Source organism: Mesorhizobium sp. WSM4845, from assembly GCF_055811455.1.
On sequence record NZ_JBVVQA010000042.1, the window covers coordinates 30,881 to 51,422 of the forward strand.

Annotated in this window: 22 protein-coding genes, 3 tRNA genes and 2 pseudogenes; 11 read left to right on the top strand and 16 right to left on the bottom strand. The window is 62.6% G+C overall.

What is annotated here, in order from left to right; all coding sequences use genetic code 11:
- From AC0L2C_RS30800 to AC0L2C_RS30830, 7 genes and pseudogenes are all read right to left on the bottom strand, one after another.
- On the bottom strand, positions 1 to 1,327 hold a 1,327-nt coding region (locus AC0L2C_RS30800; protein ID WP_473525184.1), incomplete at its 3' end, for a DEAD/DEAH box helicase.
- A gap of 190 nt (positions 1,328 to 1,517) precedes the next feature.
- Positions 1,518 to 2,291 (bottom strand): NAD kinase, encoded by a 774-nt coding sequence (locus AC0L2C_RS30805; RefSeq protein WP_473525185.1) that lies wholly within the window; start codon positions 2,289 to 2,291, stop codon positions 1,518 to 1,520.
- 481 nt (positions 2,292 to 2,772) lie between these two features.
- Positions 2,773 to 3,534, bottom strand: coding sequence for an MBL fold metallo-hydrolase (locus AC0L2C_RS30810; RefSeq protein ID WP_128246553.1), 762 nt, complete (start codon positions 3,532 to 3,534; stop codon positions 2,773 to 2,775).
- 3 nt (positions 3,535 to 3,537) lie between these two features.
- Positions 3,538 to 4,602, bottom strand: a complete 1,065-nt coding sequence (locus tag AC0L2C_RS30815) for an ABC transporter ATP-binding protein (RefSeq protein WP_287237645.1) — start codon at positions 4,600 to 4,602, stop codon at positions 3,538 to 3,540.
- The gene (locus AC0L2C_RS30820) at positions 4,599 to 5,381 is read right to left on the bottom strand and encodes an ABC transporter permease (protein ID WP_128246551.1); all 783 of its coding nucleotides are present in this window, start codon (positions 5,379 to 5,381) and stop codon (positions 4,599 to 4,601) included. Before AC0L2C_RS30820 ends, AC0L2C_RS30815 begins: the two co-directional genes overlap by 4 nt.
- A gap of 2 nt (positions 5,382 to 5,383) precedes the next feature.
- Entirely contained in the window at positions 5,384 to 6,271 is an 888-nt protein-coding gene (locus AC0L2C_RS30825) for an ABC transporter permease (RefSeq protein ID WP_287237647.1), read from the bottom strand.
- A gap of 13 nt (positions 6,272 to 6,284) precedes the next feature.
- Positions 6,285 to 7,386: pseudogene (locus tag AC0L2C_RS30830) on the bottom strand (polyamine ABC transporter substrate-binding protein).
- Between the two features lie 91 nt (positions 7,387 to 7,477).
- Between AC0L2C_RS30830 and AC0L2C_RS30835 the strand changes: the two are divergent.
- The gene (locus tag AC0L2C_RS30835) at positions 7,478 to 8,092 is read left to right on the top strand and encodes a TetR/AcrR family transcriptional regulator (protein ID WP_287062035.1); all 615 of its coding nucleotides are present in this window, start codon (positions 7,478 to 7,480) and stop codon (positions 8,090 to 8,092) included.
- Positions 8,093 to 8,601: 509 nt separating this feature from the next.
- Here AC0L2C_RS30835 and AC0L2C_RS30840 read toward each other — a convergent pair.
- The 3 genes from AC0L2C_RS30840 to AC0L2C_RS30850 form a co-directional block, all read right to left on the bottom strand.
- Complete coding sequence (locus AC0L2C_RS30840; protein WP_473525186.1) at positions 8,602 to 8,847, bottom strand: hypothetical protein; 246 nt, start codon at positions 8,845 to 8,847, stop codon at positions 8,602 to 8,604.
- A 180-nt stretch (positions 8,848 to 9,027) separates the two neighbouring features.
- Positions 9,028 to 9,306, bottom strand: a complete 279-nt coding sequence (locus AC0L2C_RS30845) for a hypothetical protein (RefSeq protein WP_473525187.1) — start codon at positions 9,304 to 9,306, stop codon at positions 9,028 to 9,030.
- Between the two features lie 149 nt (positions 9,307 to 9,455).
- Positions 9,456 to 9,785: a hypothetical protein gene (locus AC0L2C_RS30850; protein WP_023798135.1), complete on the bottom strand. Its 330-nt coding sequence runs from the start codon at positions 9,783 to 9,785 to the stop codon at positions 9,456 to 9,458.
- Positions 9,786 to 10,044: 259 nt separating this feature from the next.
- On the opposite strand from AC0L2C_RS30850, the gene AC0L2C_RS30855 reads away from it, so the two are divergent.
- A complete protein-coding gene (locus tag AC0L2C_RS30855; RefSeq protein ID WP_473525188.1) occupies positions 10,045 to 10,281 on the top strand; it encodes a hypothetical protein in 237 nt (78 codons plus the stop codon).
- A gap of 77 nt (positions 10,282 to 10,358) precedes the next feature.
- Here the strand turns inward: AC0L2C_RS30855 and AC0L2C_RS30860 are convergent.
- A tRNA-Thr gene (locus AC0L2C_RS30860) sits at positions 10,359 to 10,434 on the bottom strand.
- Between the two features lie 147 nt (positions 10,435 to 10,581).
- On the opposite strand from AC0L2C_RS30860, the gene AC0L2C_RS30865 reads away from it, so the two are divergent.
- The 3 genes from AC0L2C_RS30865 (at position 10,582) to AC0L2C_RS30875 (ending at position 11,781) form a co-directional block, all read left to right on the top strand.
- Entirely contained in the window at positions 10,582 to 10,749 is a 168-nt protein-coding gene (locus tag AC0L2C_RS30865; RefSeq protein ID WP_128245079.1) for a hypothetical protein, read from the top strand.
- Positions 10,750 to 10,947: 198 nt separating this feature from the next.
- Positions 10,948 to 11,256, top strand: a complete 309-nt coding sequence (locus AC0L2C_RS30870) for a BA14K family protein (RefSeq protein ID WP_128173261.1) — start codon at positions 10,948 to 10,950, stop codon at positions 11,254 to 11,256.
- A 168-nt stretch (positions 11,257 to 11,424) separates the two neighbouring features.
- Positions 11,425 to 11,781 (top strand): hypothetical protein, encoded by a 357-nt coding sequence (locus AC0L2C_RS30875; RefSeq protein ID WP_095489666.1) that lies wholly within the window; start codon positions 11,425 to 11,427, stop codon positions 11,779 to 11,781.
- On the opposite strand, the gene AC0L2C_RS30880 is transcribed toward AC0L2C_RS30875, so the two are convergent.
- The gene (locus AC0L2C_RS30880) at positions 11,749 to 12,243 is read right to left on the bottom strand and encodes a YbaK/EbsC family protein (protein WP_128245081.1); all 495 of its coding nucleotides are present in this window, start codon (positions 12,241 to 12,243) and stop codon (positions 11,749 to 11,751) included. The genes AC0L2C_RS30875 and AC0L2C_RS30880 overlap by 33 nt on opposite strands.
- A gap of 61 nt (positions 12,244 to 12,304) precedes the next feature.
- Positions 12,305 to 13,189, bottom strand: a complete 885-nt coding sequence (gene bhcR / locus AC0L2C_RS30885) for an HTH-type transcriptional regulator BhcR (protein ID WP_287242509.1) — start codon at positions 13,187 to 13,189, stop codon at positions 12,305 to 12,307.
- A 202-nt stretch (positions 13,190 to 13,391) separates the two neighbouring features.
- Between bhcR and gcl the strand changes: the two genes are divergently transcribed.
- The 3 genes from gcl (at position 13,392) to AC0L2C_RS30900 (ending at position 17,255) form a co-directional block, all read left to right on the top strand.
- Positions 13,392 to 15,173: a glyoxylate carboligase gene (gcl, locus tag AC0L2C_RS30890; protein ID WP_287242512.1), complete on the top strand. Its 1,782-nt coding sequence runs from the start codon at positions 13,392 to 13,394 to the stop codon at positions 15,171 to 15,173.
- 170 nt (positions 15,174 to 15,343) lie between these two features.
- Positions 15,344 to 16,135 (top strand): hydroxypyruvate isomerase, encoded by a 792-nt coding sequence (hyi, locus tag AC0L2C_RS30895; protein WP_473525189.1) that lies wholly within the window; start codon positions 15,344 to 15,346, stop codon positions 16,133 to 16,135.
- 232 nt (positions 16,136 to 16,367) lie between these two features.
- Entirely contained in the window at positions 16,368 to 17,255 is an 888-nt protein-coding gene (locus AC0L2C_RS30900) for a 2-hydroxy-3-oxopropionate reductase (protein ID WP_473525190.1), read from the top strand.
- Positions 17,256 to 17,381: 126 nt separating this feature from the next.
- On the opposite strand, the gene AC0L2C_RS30905 is transcribed toward AC0L2C_RS30900, so the two are convergent.
- Positions 17,382 to 18,233, bottom strand: coding sequence for a TrmH family RNA methyltransferase (locus AC0L2C_RS30905; RefSeq protein WP_473525191.1), 852 nt, complete (start codon positions 18,231 to 18,233; stop codon positions 17,382 to 17,384).
- A 200-nt stretch (positions 18,234 to 18,433) separates the two neighbouring features.
- Between AC0L2C_RS30905 and AC0L2C_RS30910 the strand changes: the two genes are divergently transcribed.
- Together AC0L2C_RS30910 and AC0L2C_RS30915 are read left to right on the top strand one after the other, a co-directional pair.
- Positions 18,434 to 18,518: transfer RNA gene (locus AC0L2C_RS30910), tRNA-Tyr, on the top strand.
- Positions 18,519 to 18,588: 70 nt separating this feature from the next.
- Positions 18,589 to 18,662, top strand: a tRNA-Gly gene (locus tag AC0L2C_RS30915).
- A gap of 100 nt (positions 18,663 to 18,762) precedes the next feature.
- Here the strand turns inward: AC0L2C_RS30915 and AC0L2C_RS30920 are convergent.
- Complete coding sequence (locus AC0L2C_RS30920; protein WP_091591779.1) at positions 18,763 to 19,167, bottom strand: GFA family protein; 405 nt, start codon at positions 19,165 to 19,167, stop codon at positions 18,763 to 18,765.
- A gap of 104 nt (positions 19,168 to 19,271) precedes the next feature.
- Positions 19,272 to 20,159, bottom strand: coding sequence for a DMT family transporter (locus AC0L2C_RS30925; RefSeq protein ID WP_287242518.1), 888 nt, complete (start codon positions 20,157 to 20,159; stop codon positions 19,272 to 19,274).
- A 306-nt stretch (positions 20,160 to 20,465) separates the two neighbouring features.
- On the opposite strand from AC0L2C_RS30925, the pseudogene AC0L2C_RS30930 reads away from it, so the two are divergent.
- A pseudogene (locus AC0L2C_RS30930) lies at positions 20,466 to 20,542 on the top strand (GTP-binding protein); the annotation flags it as partial.

The window sequence follows — 20,542 nt, forward strand, 5'->3', positions numbered from 1 at the left end:
CGCGCCCGGCAGCGGGGGGGGCCGGTGGGGTTTGGGGGGGGGGGGGGCCGGGGGGTGGGGGTGCGCCCCTTACCCCCCCCCCCCCCTGGGGGGGGGGGGGGGGGGGGGCGCGGCGGCCACGGCGGGGAGCATCGTCGTCTCCGCCCTCGCTGGCGACGACCGTCGACAGATCGCCGTCATGCCACTCGATCTTGTTGCCGATCAGCCGTTCGATCGCGTCGATGTATTTGGTGTCGGACTTGGTGGCGATGGTGAAGGATTTGCCCGAGCGGCCGGCGCGGCCGGTGCGGCCGATGCGGTGGACATAGTCCTCGGCATGGATCGGCACGTCGTAATTGAAGACGTGGCTGACATCGGGGATGTCGAGGCCGCGCGCCGCTACGTCCGACGCAACGAGGTAGCGCAGTTTGCCGTCACGGAAATTGGCCAGCATCTGCATGCGCGCGCGCTGGTCCATGTCGCCATGCAGCGCGCCGGCGTCGAAATCATGTTTCAGCAGCGAGCGGAAAAGCTCCGAGACCTCGATCTTGCGGTTGCAGAAGATGATGGCGTTCTTCAGCTCCGCATCCTCGGCCTTTATCAGATTGCGCAGCGTCTCGCGCTTATCCCAGGGTTTTGAGCCGGATTTCACCAGCCGCTGGACGATGTTGGTCGCGGCGGACGCCGCCTTCGAAACCTCGACGCGCACCGGCGCGTGCAGGAATTTCTCGGTGAGCTTGGTGATCTCAGGCGGCATCGTCGCCGAGAAGAACAGCGTCTGCCTGGTGAACGGGATCATCTCGCAGATGCGCTCGATGTCGGGAATGAAGCCCATGTCGAGCATGCGGTCGGCCTCATCGATGACCAGGATCTCCACGCCGTTGAGCAGAAGCTTTCCGCGCTCGCGATGATCGAGCAGGCGGCCTGGCGTCGCGATCAGCACGTCGGCGCCGCGCTCCAGCTTCTTGTCCTGCTCGTCGAAGGACACGCCGCCGATCAGCAGCGCGATGTTGAGCTTGTGGTTCTTGCCGTATCTGATGAAGTTCTCTTCAACCTGCGCGGCAAGCTCGCGGGTTGGCTCGAGGATCAGCGTGCGTGGCATGCGGGCGCGTGCCCGGCCTTTTTCGAGGCGGGTCAGCATCGGCAGCACGAACGAGGCGGTCTTGCCGGTGCCGGTCTGGGCGATGCCCAAAATATCCTTGCCGAGCAAGGCGTGCGGAATGGCGCCGGCCTGGATCGGCGTCGGTTCGGTGTAACCGGCGTCGGTGACTGCGGAAAGGACCTTCGGCGACAGGCCGAGGTCTGCGAAGGTCAACACGTCTTGAGCGATCTGGGTGTCTGAGGACAAGTTTGGCTGTCTTTGGCTGGTTCGGGGGCGCAACGCAAGCGGTCGCGGCAAGCGCCGCGCGCCTGCAAGATTGGTATTGCAGGTAGGCGCAAGCCCACGATTTGTCAACACAAACAGGCGGGGGACGGCACGATTGTGAAGTCGTAACCTTAATCGCGATGCTTAATCCATCTGCTGTCGCTGCGCCGGCTCAATAGCGGAACTGTTCGGCGAGAATGCGCTCGTTCCACGAGTGGCTCGGATCGAACAGCAGCGTCGCCGTTACCGTTGGCGATTCCTGCACCGTAACCGAGGTTACGGCCTTCACCTCGGTATGGTCGGCGGCGGCGTTCACCGGCCGCTTTTCCGCCTCCAGAATGTCGAAACGAACGGTCGACTTGTTGGAGAGCAGCGCGGCGCCCCCCCCGCGCGGGCGGGAACGCCAGACCCGAGTCAGCGCCCCCCCCCGCGCCTCGAGCGGCAGGATAGGCCCCGGCGCGGGGATGTTGTTTGCGGGGGGGCCGGCCGGCGTCGCGACCATCACACCGTCGCAGTTCAATTCCTCCAGCCGCACTTGCCCGTCCACGGTGATACGGATCTTGGCTGTCTGGTAGGACTGGCGCCACAGCGCAACCTCGTTGATCGCCAACGCCGAGATCGTTTCGCCCTCAGCCGTCACCGCCTGCATCTCCAGCGGACGGATCGTTTCGGCAACGGCCGCCGCGATGCGCCCGGTCAAACCGCTGGCGCGATATTCGTTCATCAGGAAGCCGATGGTGCCACGGTTCATGCCGTAGACCTTTTTTCCCGTGCTCATCGTGTCGCGCAAGGTCTGCAACAGGAAGCCGTCGCCGCCCAGCGCGACGACGATCTCTGCATCCTCGATGGATGCCTGGCCATAGCGCGCCGAAAGGCTCTCCAGCGCCGCCTTGGCGTCGGCGGTGTCGGACGAGACGAAGGCGAAGCGGCTGGCGGCTTTGTTCATGGCTCCCAATGGCGATGTTGATGGCGACCGGTTGGTGGCGACCGGTTGCTTGGGCCGCGCCAGCGCCGGGTTAGCATGGGCGGGCAAATCTGCAAAGCGAGACATCTGGCGCCGCTTGATACAGCGCCGGGAGGAACTGCCGGCCTGCTGCTCGCGCATCGTGTCGAGTGACAAGCGAATGTGATGGTTAAGACGGGGATTAAACTCTCGTAAAGCCGGATCGACCATGTTAGCCGGCAGCGGATGGGCGGCGTGGGGGCCAGCTAGTCGGACCGATTTATTGCCGGTAACACGCCTGATTGTCATCGTCCTGATGCTGGGAAGTTTCGCGCTTGCCTTTGCCCAACTGGTGCGCCAGTCGGAACAGACAAGTTTGAGACCCCAACCAACGGCTTCACGCTGCGGCGATGCCGCCGGCACGCCGTGCCCGCAAAGGGCGTTGTAATTCGCCAGGCACTTCCCGCGATCCAGAGGCCGGTGCTTATCGCGCCTGCAGCAGGTGGCAGCCGGCCTGCCGCTTTTGTGCGAGATACTCGTCGATAAGCTGGCGGTAGCGCACCTTGCCGAAGCTCGGGAAGTGGCCGCCATGCACGACCGCAACATCGAGGTCGCGCATCCGCAGCAGCGTCTCGACATAGTCGTCGACAGCGGAATGATAGACATCGTCGATCAGCGGGCCGTCATAGACGATGTCGCCGGAAAGCAGGATGCCGGTCTTCCTCTCGTAGAGCGCTATGCCACCGGGTGAATGGCCCGGTGTGTGGATCACCTCGAAGGCACGGTCGCCGAGATCGACGAAATCGCCTTCTCCAAGCAAACGATCGGCCGGCGCCGGCTGGATCCGGTAGCGCGTGGCATCCCAGCCCTGCGGCATTGCGTCGAACATGGCGTCGGTCGCGTAGCGGTCGGCGACCGTCCATTCATTGCGCGGATCGGCGAGGATTTCCGCTTCGGCCGCATGCACGCAACGGTCCGGAAATTCGTGATGGCACCCGATATGGTCGAAATGCGTGTGGCTCGCTACGCAAACGAGCTTTCTCTCCGTCACCAGCGGCACGTGGCGCCGCAGGCTGAAATGGCCGAGGCCGGTGTCGAACAGGAGATCGCGATCGCGGCCGCGCACATGCCAGATGTTGCAGCGGAAGAACGGCCTGATCCACGGCTCGTGGATCAGCGTCACGCCATCGCTCATACGGATGGCTTCATACCAATTCGCAGCGTCGATGATCGGAAGCGTGCCCATGGCTCAGCTCGCCAGAAGGATGACATCGCCAGCCTCGCACGAAACCGCAGAGATGTCGCCCGGCTGGACGACCGTTGCTGCGGGAACCCTGGCGATGAAGTGCAGCGCCGGGTCTTTCTCGGAGACAGCCAGCACGCGTTTGAAGCTGCCTTGAAACACCACGTCGCTCACCTTGGCCGTTCCGAGCCTTACCGCGCCGCCGGTTGCGCCGAGGACAAGGTGCTCCGGACGGACGGCGAGGGCGACAGAAGCGCCAGCAGGCATTGTACCGGGCAGCGAAAGCGGTCCGACCTGGGTCGCGACTGTGATTGTTCCATGCTTCGCCGCCGTCACCGTTCCCGATATCAGCGTGCTCTCACCCATGAAGGTCGCGGAAAAGCGCGTCGCCGGCCGCGCATAGACGCGCTCCGGCGGGCCTTCGTCCTCGATGCACCCGTCATTCATCACGACGCAATGGTCGGCCAGGGCCATTGCCTCTTCCTGGTCGTGGGTGACATGGATGAAGGCGGTGCCGACGCGTTTCTGGATCGCTTTCAACTCGTCCTGCATCTGCCGGCGCAATTTTAGGTCGAGCGCGCCGAGCGGTTCGTCGAGCAGCAGCACGGCCGGCTCGACGACAAGGGCGCGGGCCAGCGCGACGCGCTGGCGCTGGCCGCCGGAAAGCTGGTGCGGCTTCTTGTCGAAGGCGGTGGCGAGCCCGACCAGCGCCAGCGCGTCGCGCGCCCGCGCGGTCCGTGTCGCGGCATCGACGCCTTGCATGCGCAGGCCGAAGCCGACATTGCTGCCGACGCTCATGTGCGGAAACAGCGCATAGTCCTGGAACACCGTCGTCGTCGGGCGCTTCGCCGGCGGCACCGCGGTGCAGTCCTCGCCGCGGATCAGCACCTTGCCTTGGCTCGGCGTGACGAAGCCGCCGAGAATGGACAAAAGCGTCGTCTTGCCGGAGCCCGACGGTCCGAGCAGGATGGTGTAGCTGCCCGGCTCGATTTGCAGCGAGACGTTCCTCAACACGGTGTGCTGGCCGAAGCGGTGCGAGACAGCGCGGACATCGACCAGTGGCGCGGTCATGCCGGCTTCCTCCGCAACAGCATCAGCTCAAAAAACACCACCAGCACGATGGAGACGGCGAAGACCAGCGAGCCGACGGCGTTGGTCTTGGGATTGAGGCCGGAGCGCAGCAGGTTCCAGATCTCGACCGGCAGCGTCGTATCGAAGCGCGTCAGCAGGAAGGAGATCACGAATTCGTCCCAGGAGAAGGTCATCGACAGGAAGAAACCGGCGAAGATCGCCGGCGCCATGACAGGCACGGTGATCAGCAGCAGCACCTTCCATTCGGGCGCACCGAGGTCGCGCGCGGCACGCTCGATGTTGATCTGGTGGTCGCCCATCTGGCTGTAGATGATGGCAAAGCAGAGCGGCAGGTTGATCACGACATGGCCGATGCCGGCAGCAAGCAGCGACTTCGGTATGCCGGCCCAGTTGAACAGCACCAGCAGCCCCATGCCGATGATGAGATAGCTCACGGTCAGCGGCAGCGTGATCAGCCCGCGCAGCAGGGCCGAGCCCGGCAGGACGAAACGCGCAAAACCCCAGGCAGAGAGGAAACCGAGCGTGACGGCGGCAGCCGAGGAGAGGGCCGCGACCAGAAGCGAATTGACCAGCGCCGAGGTCAGCCGCGTGTCGGCGAGCACGGCGTCGTACCAGCGCAGCGACGGCCCGGTGAAGGGCGGGATCGGAAACGACGTCGCCTGAAGCGAAAACAGCACCAGAACGACCACCGGCAGGAAGATGAAGCCATAGATGGCGATGGCGTAAAACCAGGAGACGATGCGGACAAGGGCGCGCACGGTCAGGCCCGCTCGATCTTGAGCCAGCGGGCGCAGGCGAGATAGGCAATGGTGACAACCGCCATCAGGATGATCGACAGCGCCGAGGCGAGCGGAAAATCGCCGCGCCGGCCGATCTGCATCATCACCAGCTGCGGCATCAAAAGCTCGTTGTTGCCGCCGAGGATCTGCGGCGTGATGTAGTCGCCGATGCACAGCACGAAGGTGAGGAAGGCGCCGACCATGATGCCGGGCAAGGTCAGCGGCAGGACGACATGCAGGAACGTGCGCACCGGCCCGGCGCCGAGATCGGCGGCTGCCTTGCGGTAGCTCGGGCTGAGCTGCTTCAGATTGGCGAAGATCGTCAGCGTCAAAAGCATGACGAAGAAGTGCACGAAGCCGATGACCGTGGCCAGCCGCGTGTTGGCGAGCTGCAGCGGCTCGCTGAACAGGCCGGAGCCGGTCAGCGCGCGGTTGATCACGCCGTTCTGCGCCAGCACCAGCAGCCAGGAATAGGAGCGCACGACATAGGAGGTCCAGAACGGCAGCACCGCCAGCATCAGCGCCAGCCGCTGCCAGCGTTCCGGCACCTGTTCGGCCAGGATCCAGGCGAAGGGGTAGGCGAGCAGCACCGAAATCACTGTGACGATCACGGTGACCTGCAGCGAATTCACCATCGCCTGCCAATAGGCCGGGTTGGTGAAGAATTGGCTGTAGTTGGCAAGCGTAAAGCCGCCGCCGTCATGCGCCGTCAGGCTGGAAAACCCCATGGCGACGAACGGCAGCACGAAGAACAGCAGCGTCCAGCCGAGCGCCGGCGTGACCAGCGCCCAGCGCAGGGCACGGCCCGTCCGAGGCAGGGCATAGCCCGCCCGGGGCAGGGCACGCCCGCTGTTCGTGGCAGAGTTCACGACCGGCGACCGGTCACTGCGCCTGCAGCATTTCGGTCCAGACGTCCTGCATCTTCTTGTCGAGATCGGCATCCGGCGCCGGGTAGGGCTGGGCGCGGGCGAGGAAATCCGGCTGCTCGTCGAAGCGCAGGATTTTCTTCTGTTCATCGGTCAGAGCCGCCTTGGTATTCGCCGGCATGCCCCAATAGCAGGCAGAGGTGGCAAGCCGCGCCTGGCCTTCAGGGCTCATGATGTACTGGATGAATTTTAGCGCCATGTCCTTGTTTTTGGAATCCTTGAACATGGCCAGCGACTGCGACCACAGCACCTTCTCTGGGGATCGAGAAGTCGAGGGCAGGGTTCTCCTTGGCCAGCCCGGCCGTCACCCATTCGCCGCCGCCGACCAGAATGTCGACCTCGCCGGTCGCCAGCGCGGTCTGGCTGGCGGTCACTTCGCCGACCAGCTTGGCATTGGCCTTCATCTTGAGCAGCTCTTGCTTGATGGCCGGAAGGTCGGCTTCGGTCAGCTCGGCGGTCTTCTTGCCGATCGCCAGCGCTGCCATGCCGATGACCGGCAGGTAATAGTCGTAGATGGCGATCTTGCCCTTGTATTTGTCGCCTGTCAGCGCGGCCAGCGACTGCATGTCGGCCGGATCGACCTTGGTCTTGTTGTAGCCGATGGTGTTGTAGCCGAATTTTTCGGTGATGCCGTAGCGCTTGCCGTCGACCACGGTGGAGCTGTCCATCTTCACCTGGGGAAAGAGGTCGGCCAGCGGCAGCTTGTCTTCCGGCAGCGGTTCGAACAGGCCCTTTTCGACGCCGCGCGGTATGTCGATGCTGTCGATCACCATCACGTCCCAGTCGCCGGGCTGCGACTGCTCGACAATCGCCATGCCGGCGCCGGTGCCTTCGAATTCCTTGACATTGACCTTGACGCCGTTGGCCTCCTCGAAGGGCTGCAGCAGCGCCGGGTCGGCGTGATCGCACCAGATCAGGGCGTTGAGATCGGCGGCCTGAGCGAGGCTGCCCGTCGCCAGCAGCAGCGCTGTCGCCGCACACGCGGCGTGGAGGTGGCTCTTCAGAACCGAAAGCGGCTTCCTGGTCGTTGGATTCGGGGTGTTTGGATTGATGGTCATCGAGTGTTCTCCCTTGCCTTTCTGGCTTCTGGCGAAAAATTGAACCAATTCTAAAATTGAGTCAATTCTGTTTTTATGGCAGATAGCCGACATGAGCGGATTGCGGGCAAGGCAAAAGGCGGATCGGCATCGCCGCATTATCGAGGCGGCGGCGGCGCTTTTTCGCGACACCGGCTATGAAGGCGCCAAGATCGAGACGATCGCGGCGCAGGCGGAAGTCTCGGTCGGCACGATCTACAACTATTACCAGAACAAGGGCGACATCCTGGGCGCCATCGTCTCGATGGAGGTCAACGAGGTGCTCAATGCCGGGCGCGGCGTGGTTGCCAACCCGCCGGCCAATGTCGGCGATGCGCTCGACACGCTGCTCGGCATCTATATCGAGCATTCGCTGCATTATCTCAGCAAGGAGATGTGGCGGCAGGCGATGGCGATCTCGACACAACTGCCCGACAGCCCGTTCGGCCAGGCCTATACCGCGCTCGACCGGGCGCTGACCGAGCAGATCCGCGCGCTGATCGCCCGGCTGCAGGGGCTCGGCCTGGTCCGCCGGGATATCGATGGACACGCCTTGGGCGAACTGGTGTTCAACAACATGAACATGATGTTCATCGAATTCGTGAAGCGCGATGAGGCGAGGATTGCCGAACTGCGCGCCGCGATACGAAGGCAGAACCGGATTCTGGTGGCGGCGATCGCGGCGTGAGGGCTCCCGATGGGATTTCTGATGGCCCGGACGCCGCCAGGCCGCAATCGCGCCGGTTCAATTCCGCTGGTGGGAGCACTTCCGCTGTTGACTACATTGGCGGTGTTCTACCGAGCATGCCTGGGTGGCCGCGCACGTGGGAACGGCACGACGGTCAAGGGCGCCTTACGGAATTCCGCGATGGCTATTTCTTCAATCAGCAAGTCCAGCGCCTCGCTGACGCGCTGGCTCGTTTCATCCATGCCGCAGAGCCGGTTTTGGGCGCACTCCAAGAGCTCGCGCGCCGCAGCGAAGTCGCTTCGCATGACACCACCCGTCGTTTAGCCCACCGCCCGGACATTGTCGGCGCGCTAAATTGAGCGATTGCTAATATACATAGGGGCATTTTAATCGAATAGCATTAATGGCCGGGAGCAGGAGATGCCGGCCGGTCCGCATCCCTGTTGCATCCATTGGTTCTGATGCCACGGACCGGAGGCATGGCGCTTTGCTTTGCGAAGCGCGGGGGATTAGTCCTGATACGATCTTGGGCGGCTTAGAAATTCTCTGGCGGCAGCGATCTGGCGTCGATGCTCGCGAAGGAAGGTCAGGCTGAAACAGATCGAAAAGGCCACTCCCGAAAGGGCTATCGTTGCTTGCGAGGTCGGATCTGGATCGCGAATCATCAGGAAGCGGAAACCGAACGCCAACGCGAGGGCAGCAAGACCACCATACATGCCACCAATAAAGGGGGCGATCGTGCGTTTCTGCTCCAACGGCGACTCCTGTGGTTTCCACAAGGGGACTACCTGTGGTCCGCTAGCGAATATATCCGTTGAAGCTGATGGGCTATGGCCGCGGCCTGTGGAAATCGGGGATGAGCAGGTTTCGACCGACCCTGGCACGTAATCACAAGAAGCCGGTTTCTTGCTGGTGCCCCCGGACGGCGTCTGTTTTCAATAGCGATAGATGTAAGCCGGCCTCCTGAAGCCGCGCTTGCACTTCACCTCTTCCTTGTATTCATCGCCCTCCCACTTGCGCTCAATCTTGCAATTGCCGCGCCGAAATTCTTTTTTGTAGCTGTAGCGTTCGCGCTTCCGCTCATAATCATCTTCGTCTTGGTAGCGGCCCTGCCATTTGCCATGACCGCTCTCGTCCTTCCACGGATCGGCAGCGGCCATGCTGTTGCATCCGGCCATTGCAATGCCGCCCAGGAGGGTGACGAGCACCTTCATAGGCGATCCTCCTTTGCTGGTCTGCGCAACTGATTGAAACTCCGTCGAAGATTTCTGTTGCGTGGGCCGCTTTGCAAAGTGTGGACGGCCGTCAACGTTTTCATCAAGCCCGGAAGCTCATCCCGCCGGGCCCGTATCCGATGGCACAATCAGCCGCCGTTAGCAGGTGCTGCCGGAGCAGGTGCTGCCGGAGCGGGTGCTGCCGGAGCAGGTGCGGCCGGCTCTGCCGGAGCGGGCGCGGCTGGGGCAGGTGCGCTCGGCTCTGCCGGAGCGGACGCGGCTGGCGCTTCGACGTTGGGCGCTTCGACCGTAGGCGCTTCAACCTTTACGTCGACGTCCTTTCCGGTGCCCCCGCCGTTGATGTTGATAACGCCGGTGAACAACAGCAGGATCACGATTGCGATAATTGCGAGAACGACGGCGACAGCGGTGCCGGCGCCATTTCCGCCTGAGTTAACAACGGTGGGACCGTCAGCCATGACTATCTCCTATTCTCAATTATCACTGGTCGGCAACGGGACCGGCGGGCACTTAGTTCCGGCGCCGGGCTATGGTCCATGACGCAGTAAGACTGAAGTCTGTGCGTTAAAGACAGAGGGCTGAGGCTGGCAACCAAGATCTTGGCAAGGGATTGGTATTTGGCCGCCGAGCAAAGTCCCTTCATCGGTGGTTCCGGGTGGCCCCGCTGTATACTCATCGGCGGGCACCCGATGTGGCACCCTAACGGCGGAGAGAACTGTGACCCTTATCCAGAGCCAACAGAATGCCGATGCGGTCGCAAGCCGACCCGCCAATGACAATCAAACTCCTGACCCAACAAGTTTCTCGGCGGTTGATCTTGTTTCATCGAGCGACGACGACGTCGTTGCAATCGTCAGGCGAACAGAGCGCCTGGCCCTCGCCGTGATTATAGTAATGGCGATCTTCCTGATCTTTGCACCGGTATTCTTCATTGCCATGATGTATGGGATCTAGAGGTCCCGATTAGCCTTGCCCCCCTCGCGCAGCGCGGCAAAATCCGAAAGGCCAGCCTCATTCAAGACGACTGGCTTTGGTGCCCCCGGACGGAATCGAACCGCCGACCTTCGGTTTACAAAACCGCTGCTCTACCAGCTGAGCTACAAGGGCACGGCGCTCCGGTTAGCATATTTGGTGCGCCAGTAAAGACAAAACTCCGTTTTGAGTGCGCTGGGGCAGCCGGCGCGGGCATCCTGAAAACGGCCAATTGGCTTCCTATATCGTTCTAAGGTGCAATCGCATGGGCGAGGGTGTCGCATGATCAGACTTGTCGTCATTGCCCTGATCGTCGTCGTGGCCTGGTTTCTCCTGGTGAAGCTCATCAAGGTTTTGAAGAGAGCCAATGTCGACTGGACCGGCGTCACCACCATCATCGGCTTCATCGCGCTCGCCTTCTGGCTGCGTCATATCACCGGCATGGGCTGAGGCCTCCCGCCGCCGGACTGTCGATCGGCGCTCTCGCCGGTCGTAATTTGCGCGCCTGGCGCAAACCTGTTCAGTTCGGCCGCTTTTGCGCTTTTGAAAAAATCCAAAAAAACCGTCGAACCTTTTTCCTTGCTGCAACGACTGATGGTCAAGAGGCGGGATGGATCGCCTCTCAGACAACGCAGCAAGGAGATCGTCATGTTCAAGCGCACCATCGTTTCCGGCCTCATCGCCACCACTGTCGCCGCCGCCATGCTGGCCGGCTCCGTTCAGCCTTCGGCCGCCCATCACAAGCACCATCACAACAAGCACCTTGGCATCGGCATCGCCGCCGGGGTCGGTGGCTTCCTGCTCGGCACCGCGCTCGCCCAGCCGCGCACCGTCTACATCCAGGAAAATGGCGGCTCATGGCACGTCCGGCGCTGCCTCAACCGCTATCAGAGCTACGATCCGTACTCCGACACCTATGTCGGCTACGACGGCTATCGTCACCGCTGCCGGCTTTGAGGGGAGGTGAACCGTTTCAGGCAAGGGAAAAAGGGGCACCCACTGCCCTTTTTCAGCTGTCTGGGTTGCAAAATTGAACCCGGCACCGCGACCGGTTCCAGCGAGGGATGTACAGGGATTTTTCGACAGCTTAGTCTGGCGGTGAAGGCACCAGAGGGAGAGGGACGCTTGGACGAGCACGAACCCAAGGAAGAGCAGATTGAGACGGATTTCCGCAACGGCACGATCACCACCGTCGGCATTCTACTGGCTTTCTCGCTGGGCTTCATCACGCATTGGGCCGCCAACCCGCTCCCTTGGGAAATCTATCACCTGGCAGCCGTCGTGCCGATTTTGATAGGCATTGCCTTGCAGATACGAGCGCTGCGGTTGCTGCTCGACACAACGTCTCTACAGCGACGCGTCTATGAACGCGCCACCCGCATCTTCATCGCCGGCCTGATCTTCACCGCCTGCGGAGTTGGGCTGGCGATGCTGCTTGATTTCTACGACCTATCGACCAAGAGCGCGGTGCCCGGGGCCTAGCTCATCCTGACAGATGTCGCACCATTCGGCGCCGGTCAGCGCTGCCATGCGCTCGACGCCTATTTTCACCGCTGCATTGGTTGCGCCGGCCGCTGGCACGACCTGATCGTAGGCGCGCAGCGATACGTCGCAATAGACCGGCAACGGCGAGGCGAGGCCGAAGGGGCAGACGCCGCCAATCGGATGGCCAGTGATTTCGGCCACCTGCTCGGCATCGAGCATGCGCGGCTTGCCGCCGAATGCATCGCGCGATTTGCGATTGTCGATGCGCGCGTCGCCGCGGGCGACGACCAGCATGGCCCGGTCACCGACGCGCAGGCAGATGGTCTTGGCGATCTGCCCCGGCTCGACGCCGTGCGCCTCGGCCGCGAGCGCGACAGTCGCCGAGCTTGTCGGCGTTTCGATCACCTCGATGTCGCGGGCATACTCGGCGAAGAAGGCTTTGACGGATTGGAGGCTCATGCGTCTTTCGGGCGTCGGCTGGCGGAAGGTGGACGCAAACTTGGCCGTAGCCGGGCGGCTGTCAAGGTGAGCGCGCAGCGCCAATCTCGAAGAGTGGACCCGGTTCGGCGGCGCGGCTTGGTGAAGAAGGGGGCGGCAGACCACCAATCATCCTGGTTATTTCCGCTGCCGCATCGCGCACCAGCGGGCCGATCTCGGCCAGCCGCTGCGGCGTGACCCGCACTGTCGGTCCCGAAACCGACACGCCGCCGATCGGCTCGCCGAACTCGTTGAAGATGGCGGCGGCAACGCAGCGCATGCCGGGGTGCCGTTCCTCGTCGTCGACCGACCAGCCGCGCAGCTTGATCGTCACCAGATCATGGGCCAGCGCCGAGATGTCGGAAAGCGTCTTTTCGGTGAAGCGCTCCAGCCCGGTCCGGCGCAGGACGGCGCCGACGCGCTGCGGCTCGAGATGCGCCAGCACCGCCTTGCCGATGCCCGACGCATGGAAGGAGCTGCGCGTGCCCGGCCGGAAGAAGGCGCGGATCGCCTGGTGCGTCTCGACCTGGCTGACGAAGACGACGCAGTCGTCCTCGGCGACGCCGAGATTGGCGGTCTCGCCGGTCTTCTCCATCAATTCCTGCATGACGATGCGGGCGCGGTCGACCAGCTTGCGGCGGCGCAGGAACGCCGCGCCCATGCGATAGGTTTCGACGCCGATCGACCACAGCTGGTCGCTGCTGTCGAACTCGACCATACCGTGGTTTTCCAGCGTCGTCAGCATGCGGTAGGCGGTGGAGGCGGGGAGGCCGCTCTGCGCGGCGATCTCGCTCAGCGACAGGCCGCTGCCTTCGGCGACGATGGCCAGGATGCGCAGCGCCCGGTCGAGCGACTGCACCGAAGCCGCCTCGGCCGGACCGTGGAAGGCGCGCGGCCGTCCGCGCTGGCGTTTTTCGGCGGTCTCCATAGTGGCATTCTTGCCGATTTCGCCAAATGCGCAATGAAAAAGTTTTTCACTCTTTTGCCATGGGAACTTCGTGGAAAACAGAAAATCCAATGAAATCAGTACATAGCATTCGTTTCTTATAAATGAAAAAATATTCTGAAAAAATTGAAAAATAACAGGCGCGCTGGCATTCTCGGCCATCAACAATTCCGTGGAGGCTGACATGGCCAGGATGCGCGCAGTCGACGCAGCGGTTCTCGTTTTGGAAAAAGAAGGCACCTCCTGCGCCTTCGGCGTGCCGGGTGCTGCCATCAACCCGTTCTATTCGGCGCTGAAGGCGAGGGGTACGATCCGACATATCCTGGCGCGCCATGTCGAGGCGGCCTCGCACATGGCCGAAGGTTATACCCGCGCCAGATCAGGCAATATCGGCCTGTGCATCGGCACTTCGGGTCCGGCCGGCACCGACATGATCACCGGCCTCTATTCGGCCGCGGCCGATTCCATCCCGATCCTCTGCATCACCGGCCAGGCGCCGCGGGCGCGTCTCAACAAGGAGGATTTCCAGGCCGTCGACATCGCCGCCATCGCAGCACCCGTCGCCAAATGGGCGGTCACCGTGATGGAACCCTACCTGGTGCCGATGGCGCTGCAGAAGGCGTTTCACCTGATGCGCTCGTCGCGGCCGGGGCCGGTCCTCATCGATCTGCCGGTCGACGTGCAACTAGCCGAGATCGAGTTCGACATCGATGCCTATGAGCCGCTGGTGCCGTTCAAACCGGCAATGTCGCGCGGCCAGGCCGAAAAGGCCTTGGCGATGCTCAACGCGGCCGAAAGACCGTTGATCGTCGCCGGCGGCGGCATCATCAACGCCGATGCCTCGGATCTGCTGATCGAGTTCGCCGAAGTCACCGGCGTGCCGGTGATCCCGACGCTGATGGGCTGGGGCGCGATTCCCGACGACCACCGGCTGATGGCCGGCATGTGCGGGCTGCAGACATCGCATCGCTACGGCAACGCAACGATGCTCGAAGCTGATTTCGTCTTCGGCATCGGCAACCGCTGGGCCAACCGCCACACCGGCTCCGTCGATGTCTACACCAAGGGCAAAAAATTCATCCATGTCGACATCGAGCCGACGCAGATCGGCCGTGTCTTCGCGCCGGACCTCGGTGTCGTCTCGGACGCCGGTGCAGCGCTCAAAATGCTGCTCGACGTCGCCACCGAGTGGAGAACGGCGGGAAAACTGCGCGACTGGTCGGGTTGGGCCAGGGAATGCCAGGGCCGCAAGAAGACGCTGAAGCGCAAGACGCATTTCGACCAGGTGCCGCTGAAGCCGCAGCGCGTCTACGAGGAGATGAACAAGGCATTCGGCCGCGACACCACCTATGTCACCACGATCGGGCTTTCGCAGATCGCCGGCGCTCAGTTCCTGCATGTCTACAAGCCGCGCAACTGGATCAATTGCGGCCAGGCCGGCCCGCTCGGCTGGACGCTGCCGGCCGCACTTGGCGTTCGCGCCGCCGATCCGCAGCGCAACATCGTGGCGCTGTCCGGCGACTATGATTTCCAGTTCATGATTGAGGAACTGGCGGTCGGCGCGCAGCACAGATTGCCCTACATTCACGTCGTCGTGAACAATGCCTATCTCGGCCTGATCCGCCAGGCGCAGCGCGGCTTTTCGATGGATTTCGAGGTCAGCCTTGCCTTCGAGAACGTCAACCGGAAGGATGATCCCGAGGCTGGCTATGGCGTCGACCACGTCGCGGTTGCCGAGGCCATGGGCTGCAAGGCGGTACGGGTGCGCCGGCCGGAGGAATTCGCCGGCGCCTTCAAACAGGCGCAACAACTGATGAAGGAGCACCAGGTTCCGGTGGTGCTCGAATTCATCCTTGAGCGCGTCACCAATGTTTCGATGGGCACCGAGATCGACAAGATCACCGAATTCGAGGAGCTTGCCGAACATCACGAAGACGCGCCGACGGCGATCGTCATGCTGGATTAAGCTGTGCTGATATTCAGGTGATGCCGGCCTGCAAACGGCGGTTTCCTGCGCTTCCGGTGCTCACGTACCAAAAGTACGCTCCGCTCCGGTTCTCGGAACCCACCATTTTCGGCTCGGCCTGACCTGAATCTCACCACAGCTTGGGCCGGGCGAAAACAAGGAGAAAAAGAATGCCACGGTTTTCAGCCAATCTTTCGATGCTCTTTGGCGAGCACGATTTCCTCGACCGCTTCGAAGCCGCCGCCCGCGCCGGCTTTAGGGGTGTCGAATATATCGGCCCTTATGACCATGCGCCCGATGTCGTTGCGGCGAGGCTGAAGAAAAACGGTTTGACGCAGGTGCTGTTCAACCTGCCGGCCGGCGACTGGGGCAAGGGCGAGCGCGGCATTGCGGTGCTGCCGGATCGTGTACCCGAGTTCCGACAAGGCATCGCCAAGGCGATCACCTATGCGCATGCGCTGGGTTGCGAACAGGTCAACTGCCTCGCCGGCATCGCACCGCAAGGCGTCGAGCGTTCGGTGCTGGAAGATGTCTTCGCCGAAAACCTGGCTTTCGCGGCCGAGAAGCTGGAGCAGGCCGGAATCAGGCTGCTGATCGAGCCGATCAACTCCCGCGACATTCCCGGCTTCTTCCTCAGCTATTCGGACCAGGCCCTGGCGGTCATCGACCGCGTCGGCTCAAAAAACCTATTCCTGCAATACGACATCTATCACATGCAGATCATGGAGGGCGATCTCGCCCGCACCATGGAGGCAAACCTCGACCGCATTGCGCATATCCAGCTGGCGGACAATCCCGGCCGGCATGAGCCGGGGACGGGCGAGATCAATTTTCCTTTTCTGTACAGTCACATCGACCGCATCGGCTATTCCGGCTGGGTCGGGGCGGAATACAAGCCGAAGGGCGGGACGGAAGCCGGGCTGGGCTGGTTCCGGGAGTTTGCCGGGCAGGCGGCGGCGTAGGGGACGTTTACAATTGACGTCGAGTTCCTTCGCGCCCCCCTCTGGCCTGCCGGCCATCTCCCCCACGGGTGGGGAGATTGGACGTCACCGCCGCTTTCGCCAATTTTCGAGGTTGGAAAAGTAAAAGCCGGCGTCGGAACTGCCGATCTCCCCACCTGTGGGGGAGATGGCCGGCAGGCCAGAGGGGGGCGCGACGGAACGCGGCCTAGGAAAATACCAGGGAGAAACATCAATGGACACCATCGGCTTCATCGGCCTCGGCATCATGGGCGCGCCGATGGCGGGGCATCTGCTCGACGCCGGCTACACTGTCGTCGCCAGCGACCATCGCTCGAAACCGCCGGCCGATCTCGTCGCCGAGGGTCTAAAAACCGTCTCCGGTCATCACGCCGTGGCACGTGCCGCCGACATTATCATCACCATGGTTCCCGACACGCCTGAGGTGGCCGACGTGCTGTTCGGCGACAGCGGCGTCGCCTCGGGTTTGACCGCGGGCAAGCTGGTCATCGACATGAGCTCGATCTCGCCGATCGAGACCAAGGAATTCGCCACGAAAATCAATGCGCTGGGCTGCGACTATCTCGATGCGCCGGTGTCGGGCGGCGAGGTCGGCGCCAGGGCCGCGTCGCTGACCATCATGGTCGGCGGCGAGGAAAAGGCCTTCGAGCGCGCCAGGCCGGTGTTCGAAAAAATGGGCAAGAACATCACGCTGGTCGGTCCGAACGGCGTCGGCCAGACCACCAAAGTCGCCAACCAGATCGTCGTTGCGCTGACCATTGAAGCAGTCGCGGAAGCGCTTGTTTTTGCATCGAAAGCCGGCGCCGATCCGGCCAAGGTGCGGCAGGTGCTGATGGGCGGGCTGGCCGCCTCGCGCATCCTCGAAGTGCACGGCGAGCGCATGATCAAGCGCAGCTTCGCCCCGGGCTTTCGCATCGAACTGCACCAGAAGGATCTTAATCTCGCGCTGGAAGGGGCAAAAGCGCTCGGCGTCGCGCTGCCCAACACCTCGACGACGCAGCAATTGTTCAACTCCTGCGCGGCCAATGGCGGCGCCAAGGAGGACCATTCGGCGCTGGTCAGGGCGCTGGAGCAAATGGCGGGATATGAGATTGGTGAATAGTGAATGGTGAATGGTGAATGGTGAATGGTAGTAGAGATGCGGCGGTCAGTGGCAGTGAACTGGTCACGACTTGCGTGCAGTCTCACCATTCACCATTCACCATTCACTATTCTCCGTTTTTACCATTCACCCGTTTAAAAACTTCCTCGCCGCATAAAGGCTCACCGCCGCCGCATTCGACACGTTGAGCGAGCGGATGGCGCCGGGCATGTCGAGCCGGGCGAGCGTCGTCACCGTTTCACGCGTCTTCTGACGCAAGCCCTTGCCCTCGGCGCCCAGCACCAGCGCGATCCTTTCCCCGGCAAAACTTTTCTCGAGTTCCGCCGGCCCGTCGGAATCGAGGCCGATGGTCTGGAAGCCGGCCTCGTGCAACTGGCCGAGCGCGTCGGCGAGGTTCTTTACCTCGATCTGGTCGATATGCTCCAGCGCGCCGGAGGCCGACTTTGCCAGCACGCCGGATTCATGCGGACTGTGGCGCGCCGTGGTGATCAGCGCGCCGGCGCCGAAGGCGACCGCCGAGCGCAGGATCGCGCCGACATTGTGCGGATCGGTGACCTGGTCGAGGACCAGCACCAGCGTGGTATCGCCGAGCGCATCGAGGCGCTTGGGTTTTAGCGGCTCCGCTTCGATCAGCACGCCCTGATGCACGGCGTCAGAGCCGGTGACCTTGTCGATGTCTTTCGGCTCGACCATCTCTGTCTCAAAGGGCAGGGCGGTGAGGTCGGCGATAGCCAGCCGCTCGGCGGCGTTGCGCGTCACCAGCATCTTCTTGATCCGCCGGCGCGGATTGTCGAGTGCTGCTCGCACCGTGTGCAGGCCGTACAGCCGCACCAGCCCATCCGCGACGGTCTCTCCTGGTGGTACCGGCTGGCGCGGCCTGAACGCCGGCGCGCCGCCGCTCTTCTCGTCGCGATGCGCGCGGCGCAGCTTGGCGTAGTGGGTGTCTTTCGGGGTCTTGGGCTTGTTGTCGTTGCTCATGGCCGGTTCTATAGCCGTGTCGTTCGCCTATGGATACAGCCGCAAAACCCTGCTCGTCGGGTCGTCAACAAATTCAGCGCGTTTTGCCGGGATGTTGCGGTTGACAGTTTTGGGCGCTGCCGCCATAAGGCGCTTCGCGACGGGCTGCTCCTGCGGCCGCGACGCGTCGATGCCTCGTTGCATGGCTCCGGCGGCAGACTGGAGAGGTGCCCGAGTGGTTAAAGGGGACGGACTGTAAATCCGTTGGCTATGCCTACGTTGGTTCAAATCCAACCCTCTCCACCACTGCCGGCCCGGAAGCCCTGAAACGCAAGCCTCGGACCGAAAAGTGCATAGCGGTTTTCGGGTGAAATGCGCGGGTATAGCTCAGTGGTAGAGCAGCAGCCTTCCAAGCTGAATATGCGGGTTCGATTCCCGCTACCCGCTCCAAGCACGCTGTTGAAGTCATTATCGAAAATAACTTCCTTGAAAATGCGCCGTGTCACTGCGTGTGCTGAGCGGCAATGCCGTCAGCCACATCGCCAGGTCTTCAGTCGGCGCCCCCGGCAGCATGCTCTTCATATTGAGGCAGGTCGTCGGCGATCGTGAACCACTTCGCCTTGGAGCCGACAAAGATGTGCTGCGTTGGACGGATGGCCGGCTCGTCGACGAGGGTTCCCATGGTGACGTGGACGAAGGCGCCGTCGCGGACGACCGAGTAGAGCAATGAGCCGCAGGTCTTGCAGTGCACGTTGTGGCCGGTCTCCTCGCCAAAGATCAGGAGGTTGTCCTCGCCCTTGGTCAGGCTCAGTCTCTCACGCTCGATGCCGGCAAACGGCTTGAAGGCCGAACCGGTGGTGCGCCGGCAGTCCGAGCAGTGGCAGTTGGCGGCGTAGATGAACTCGTCGGCCACCGCGTATTGTACGGCGCCGCACAGGCATTTTCCGGCAAGCATGCGGTTGCCGACGTTCTCCTGGCTTGTCACAGGTTTCTCCATTTTTTGCGGGCAGCGGCCAAGTTGAAATCTGTGGTCCGTTGTTTTGGTCACCACTGCCCAAATTATGCGACGACGGCCAGTCGGCGCCGCCGCTCGTCGAGCGACACGATGGTCAGCCCGCTGGCCACCACCAGCAGGATACCGCCGATCGCCAGTGCGTTCGGCAATTGCTGGAACACCACCAGGCCGGAAATGACCGCCCAGACGGTGAAGCAGTAGTAAAACGGCGCCACGACGCCGGTTGGCCCGGCGCGATAGGCCATGAAGATGAAGAAATGGCCAAAAATCAGGAACAATCCGGCCCCGGCCATCAGAAGTAAATGATGCGTCTCGGGCGCCACCCAACGCTCCGACATCAGATGCGCGACGCCTGATCCGACCAGCACCACCACCACCGCGGAAATTGCGACGATCATTCCGGGCACGTCGGCGGCGACCCGCCGCCCGGCGAGATCGCGCGCGGCGGCGAACGCCGCATTGCCGAGCGCCAGCAAGGCGTAGACCGAGATTCCCTGCATCGTCGGCTGCGCCACCATCACCGCTCCGATGAAGCCGAGCCCGATCAGCGCCATGCGCAAGCCGCCGATCCGTTCGCCGAACAGGACAGAGGAGCCAATCAGCATGAGCAGCGGCGTGATCTGTCCCAGGGCGGTCGAATCGGCGATCTGCATGTTGGCGAGCGCCACCACGTAGCAAAGGATTGCCGCCAGCTCGAGCAGGTTTCTTTGCAACACTCTCCTGTCGAGGATCAGCGGGATCTGCCTGGCGTAGCCCAGCGCAAACAGCAACGGGATTCCCCACAGCGTTGCCGCCGTCCCGCGCAGAAACAGCACTTCATAGGGCGGCAGCCCAACCGTCGCGAGCTTCAACATGGTGTCGTTGGCGACATAGGACCCGGTCGACAGGATCATGAACAGCGGGCCGCGGATGGCGATCGGAATGAAATGCATCGGATCAGGAAATCAGACCGGCGTCACACCGGCAATGGGCCAGATCCGGCAGTAAATCCGGCAAGGCGGACAGGCGGAAGCGGCAATATCCGTCGGCTGAATGCCGGCAGCCGCGGAACCTATGTCAGGCCATTCCATTTCTTCTTGTTCGTTCCTATATCCGCGCCACATCCCCGAAAACCGGAACATGGGTTCAGACCGGGTGAGAAAGCCCCGGCCACAAGACACTTGTGTTTTTCGGCCGCAGTCGCTAATCGCCCCGCATTCGACTGAACTGAAGGTCCCGGCCGTCCAAGGAAAGAGACTATGGCAAAAGGTAAATTCGAGCGTACAAAGCCTCATGTGAACATCGGCACGATTGGCCATGTCGATCATGGCAAGAC

Bases quoted from the DNA above. Each gene is read 5' to 3' on its own strand.
- AC0L2C_RS30805 (WP_473525185.1), bottom strand. From the start codon at position 2,291: ATGAACAAAGCCGCCAGCCGCTTCGCCTTCGTCTCGTCCGACACCGCC.
- AC0L2C_RS30810 (WP_128246553.1), bottom strand. From the start codon at position 3,534: ATGGGCACGCTTCCGATCATCGACGCTGCGAATTGGTATGAAGCCATC.
- AC0L2C_RS30815 (WP_287237645.1), bottom strand. From the start codon at position 4,602: ATGACCGCGCCACTGGTCGATGTCCGCGCTGTCTCGCACCGCTTCGGC.
- AC0L2C_RS30835 (WP_287062035.1), top strand. From the start codon at position 7,478: ATGAGCGGATTGCGGGCAAGGCAAAAGGCGGATCGGCATCGCCGCATT.
- AC0L2C_RS30845 (WP_473525187.1), bottom strand. From the start codon at position 9,306: ATGAAGGTGCTCGTCACCCTCCTGGGCGGCATTGCAATGGCCGGATGC.
- AC0L2C_RS30850 (WP_023798135.1), bottom strand. From the start codon at position 9,785: ATGGCTGACGGTCCCACCGTTGTTAACTCAGGCGGAAATGGCGCCGGC.
- AC0L2C_RS30865 (WP_128245079.1), top strand. From the start codon at position 10,582: ATGATCAGACTTGTCGTCATTGCCCTGATCGTCGTCGTGGCCTGGTTT.
- AC0L2C_RS30870 (WP_128173261.1), top strand. From the start codon at position 10,948: ATGTTCAAGCGCACCATCGTTTCCGGCCTCATCGCCACCACTGTCGCC.
- AC0L2C_RS30880 (WP_128245081.1), bottom strand. From the start codon at position 12,243: ATGAGCCTCCAATCCGTCAAAGCCTTCTTCGCCGAGTATGCCCGCGAC.
- bhcR (WP_287242509.1), bottom strand. From the start codon at position 13,189: ATGGAGACCGCCGAAAAACGCCAGCGCGGACGGCCGCGCGCCTTCCAC.
- gcl (WP_287242512.1), top strand. From the start codon at position 13,392: ATGGCCAGGATGCGCGCAGTCGACGCAGCGGTTCTCGTTTTGGAAAAA.
- hyi (WP_473525189.1), top strand. From the start codon at position 15,344: ATGCCACGGTTTTCAGCCAATCTTTCGATGCTCTTTGGCGAGCACGAT.
- AC0L2C_RS30900 (WP_473525190.1), top strand. From the start codon at position 16,368: ATGGACACCATCGGCTTCATCGGCCTCGGCATCATGGGCGCGCCGATG.
- AC0L2C_RS30905 (WP_473525191.1), bottom strand. From the start codon at position 18,233: ATGAGCAACGACAACAAGCCCAAGACCCCGAAAGACACCCACTACGCC.
- AC0L2C_RS30920 (WP_091591779.1), bottom strand. From the start codon at position 19,167: ATGCTTGCCGGAAAATGCCTGTGCGGCGCCGTACAATACGCGGTGGCC.
- AC0L2C_RS30925 (WP_287242518.1), bottom strand. From the start codon at position 20,159: ATGCATTTCATTCCGATCGCCATCCGCGGCCCGCTGTTCATGATCCTG.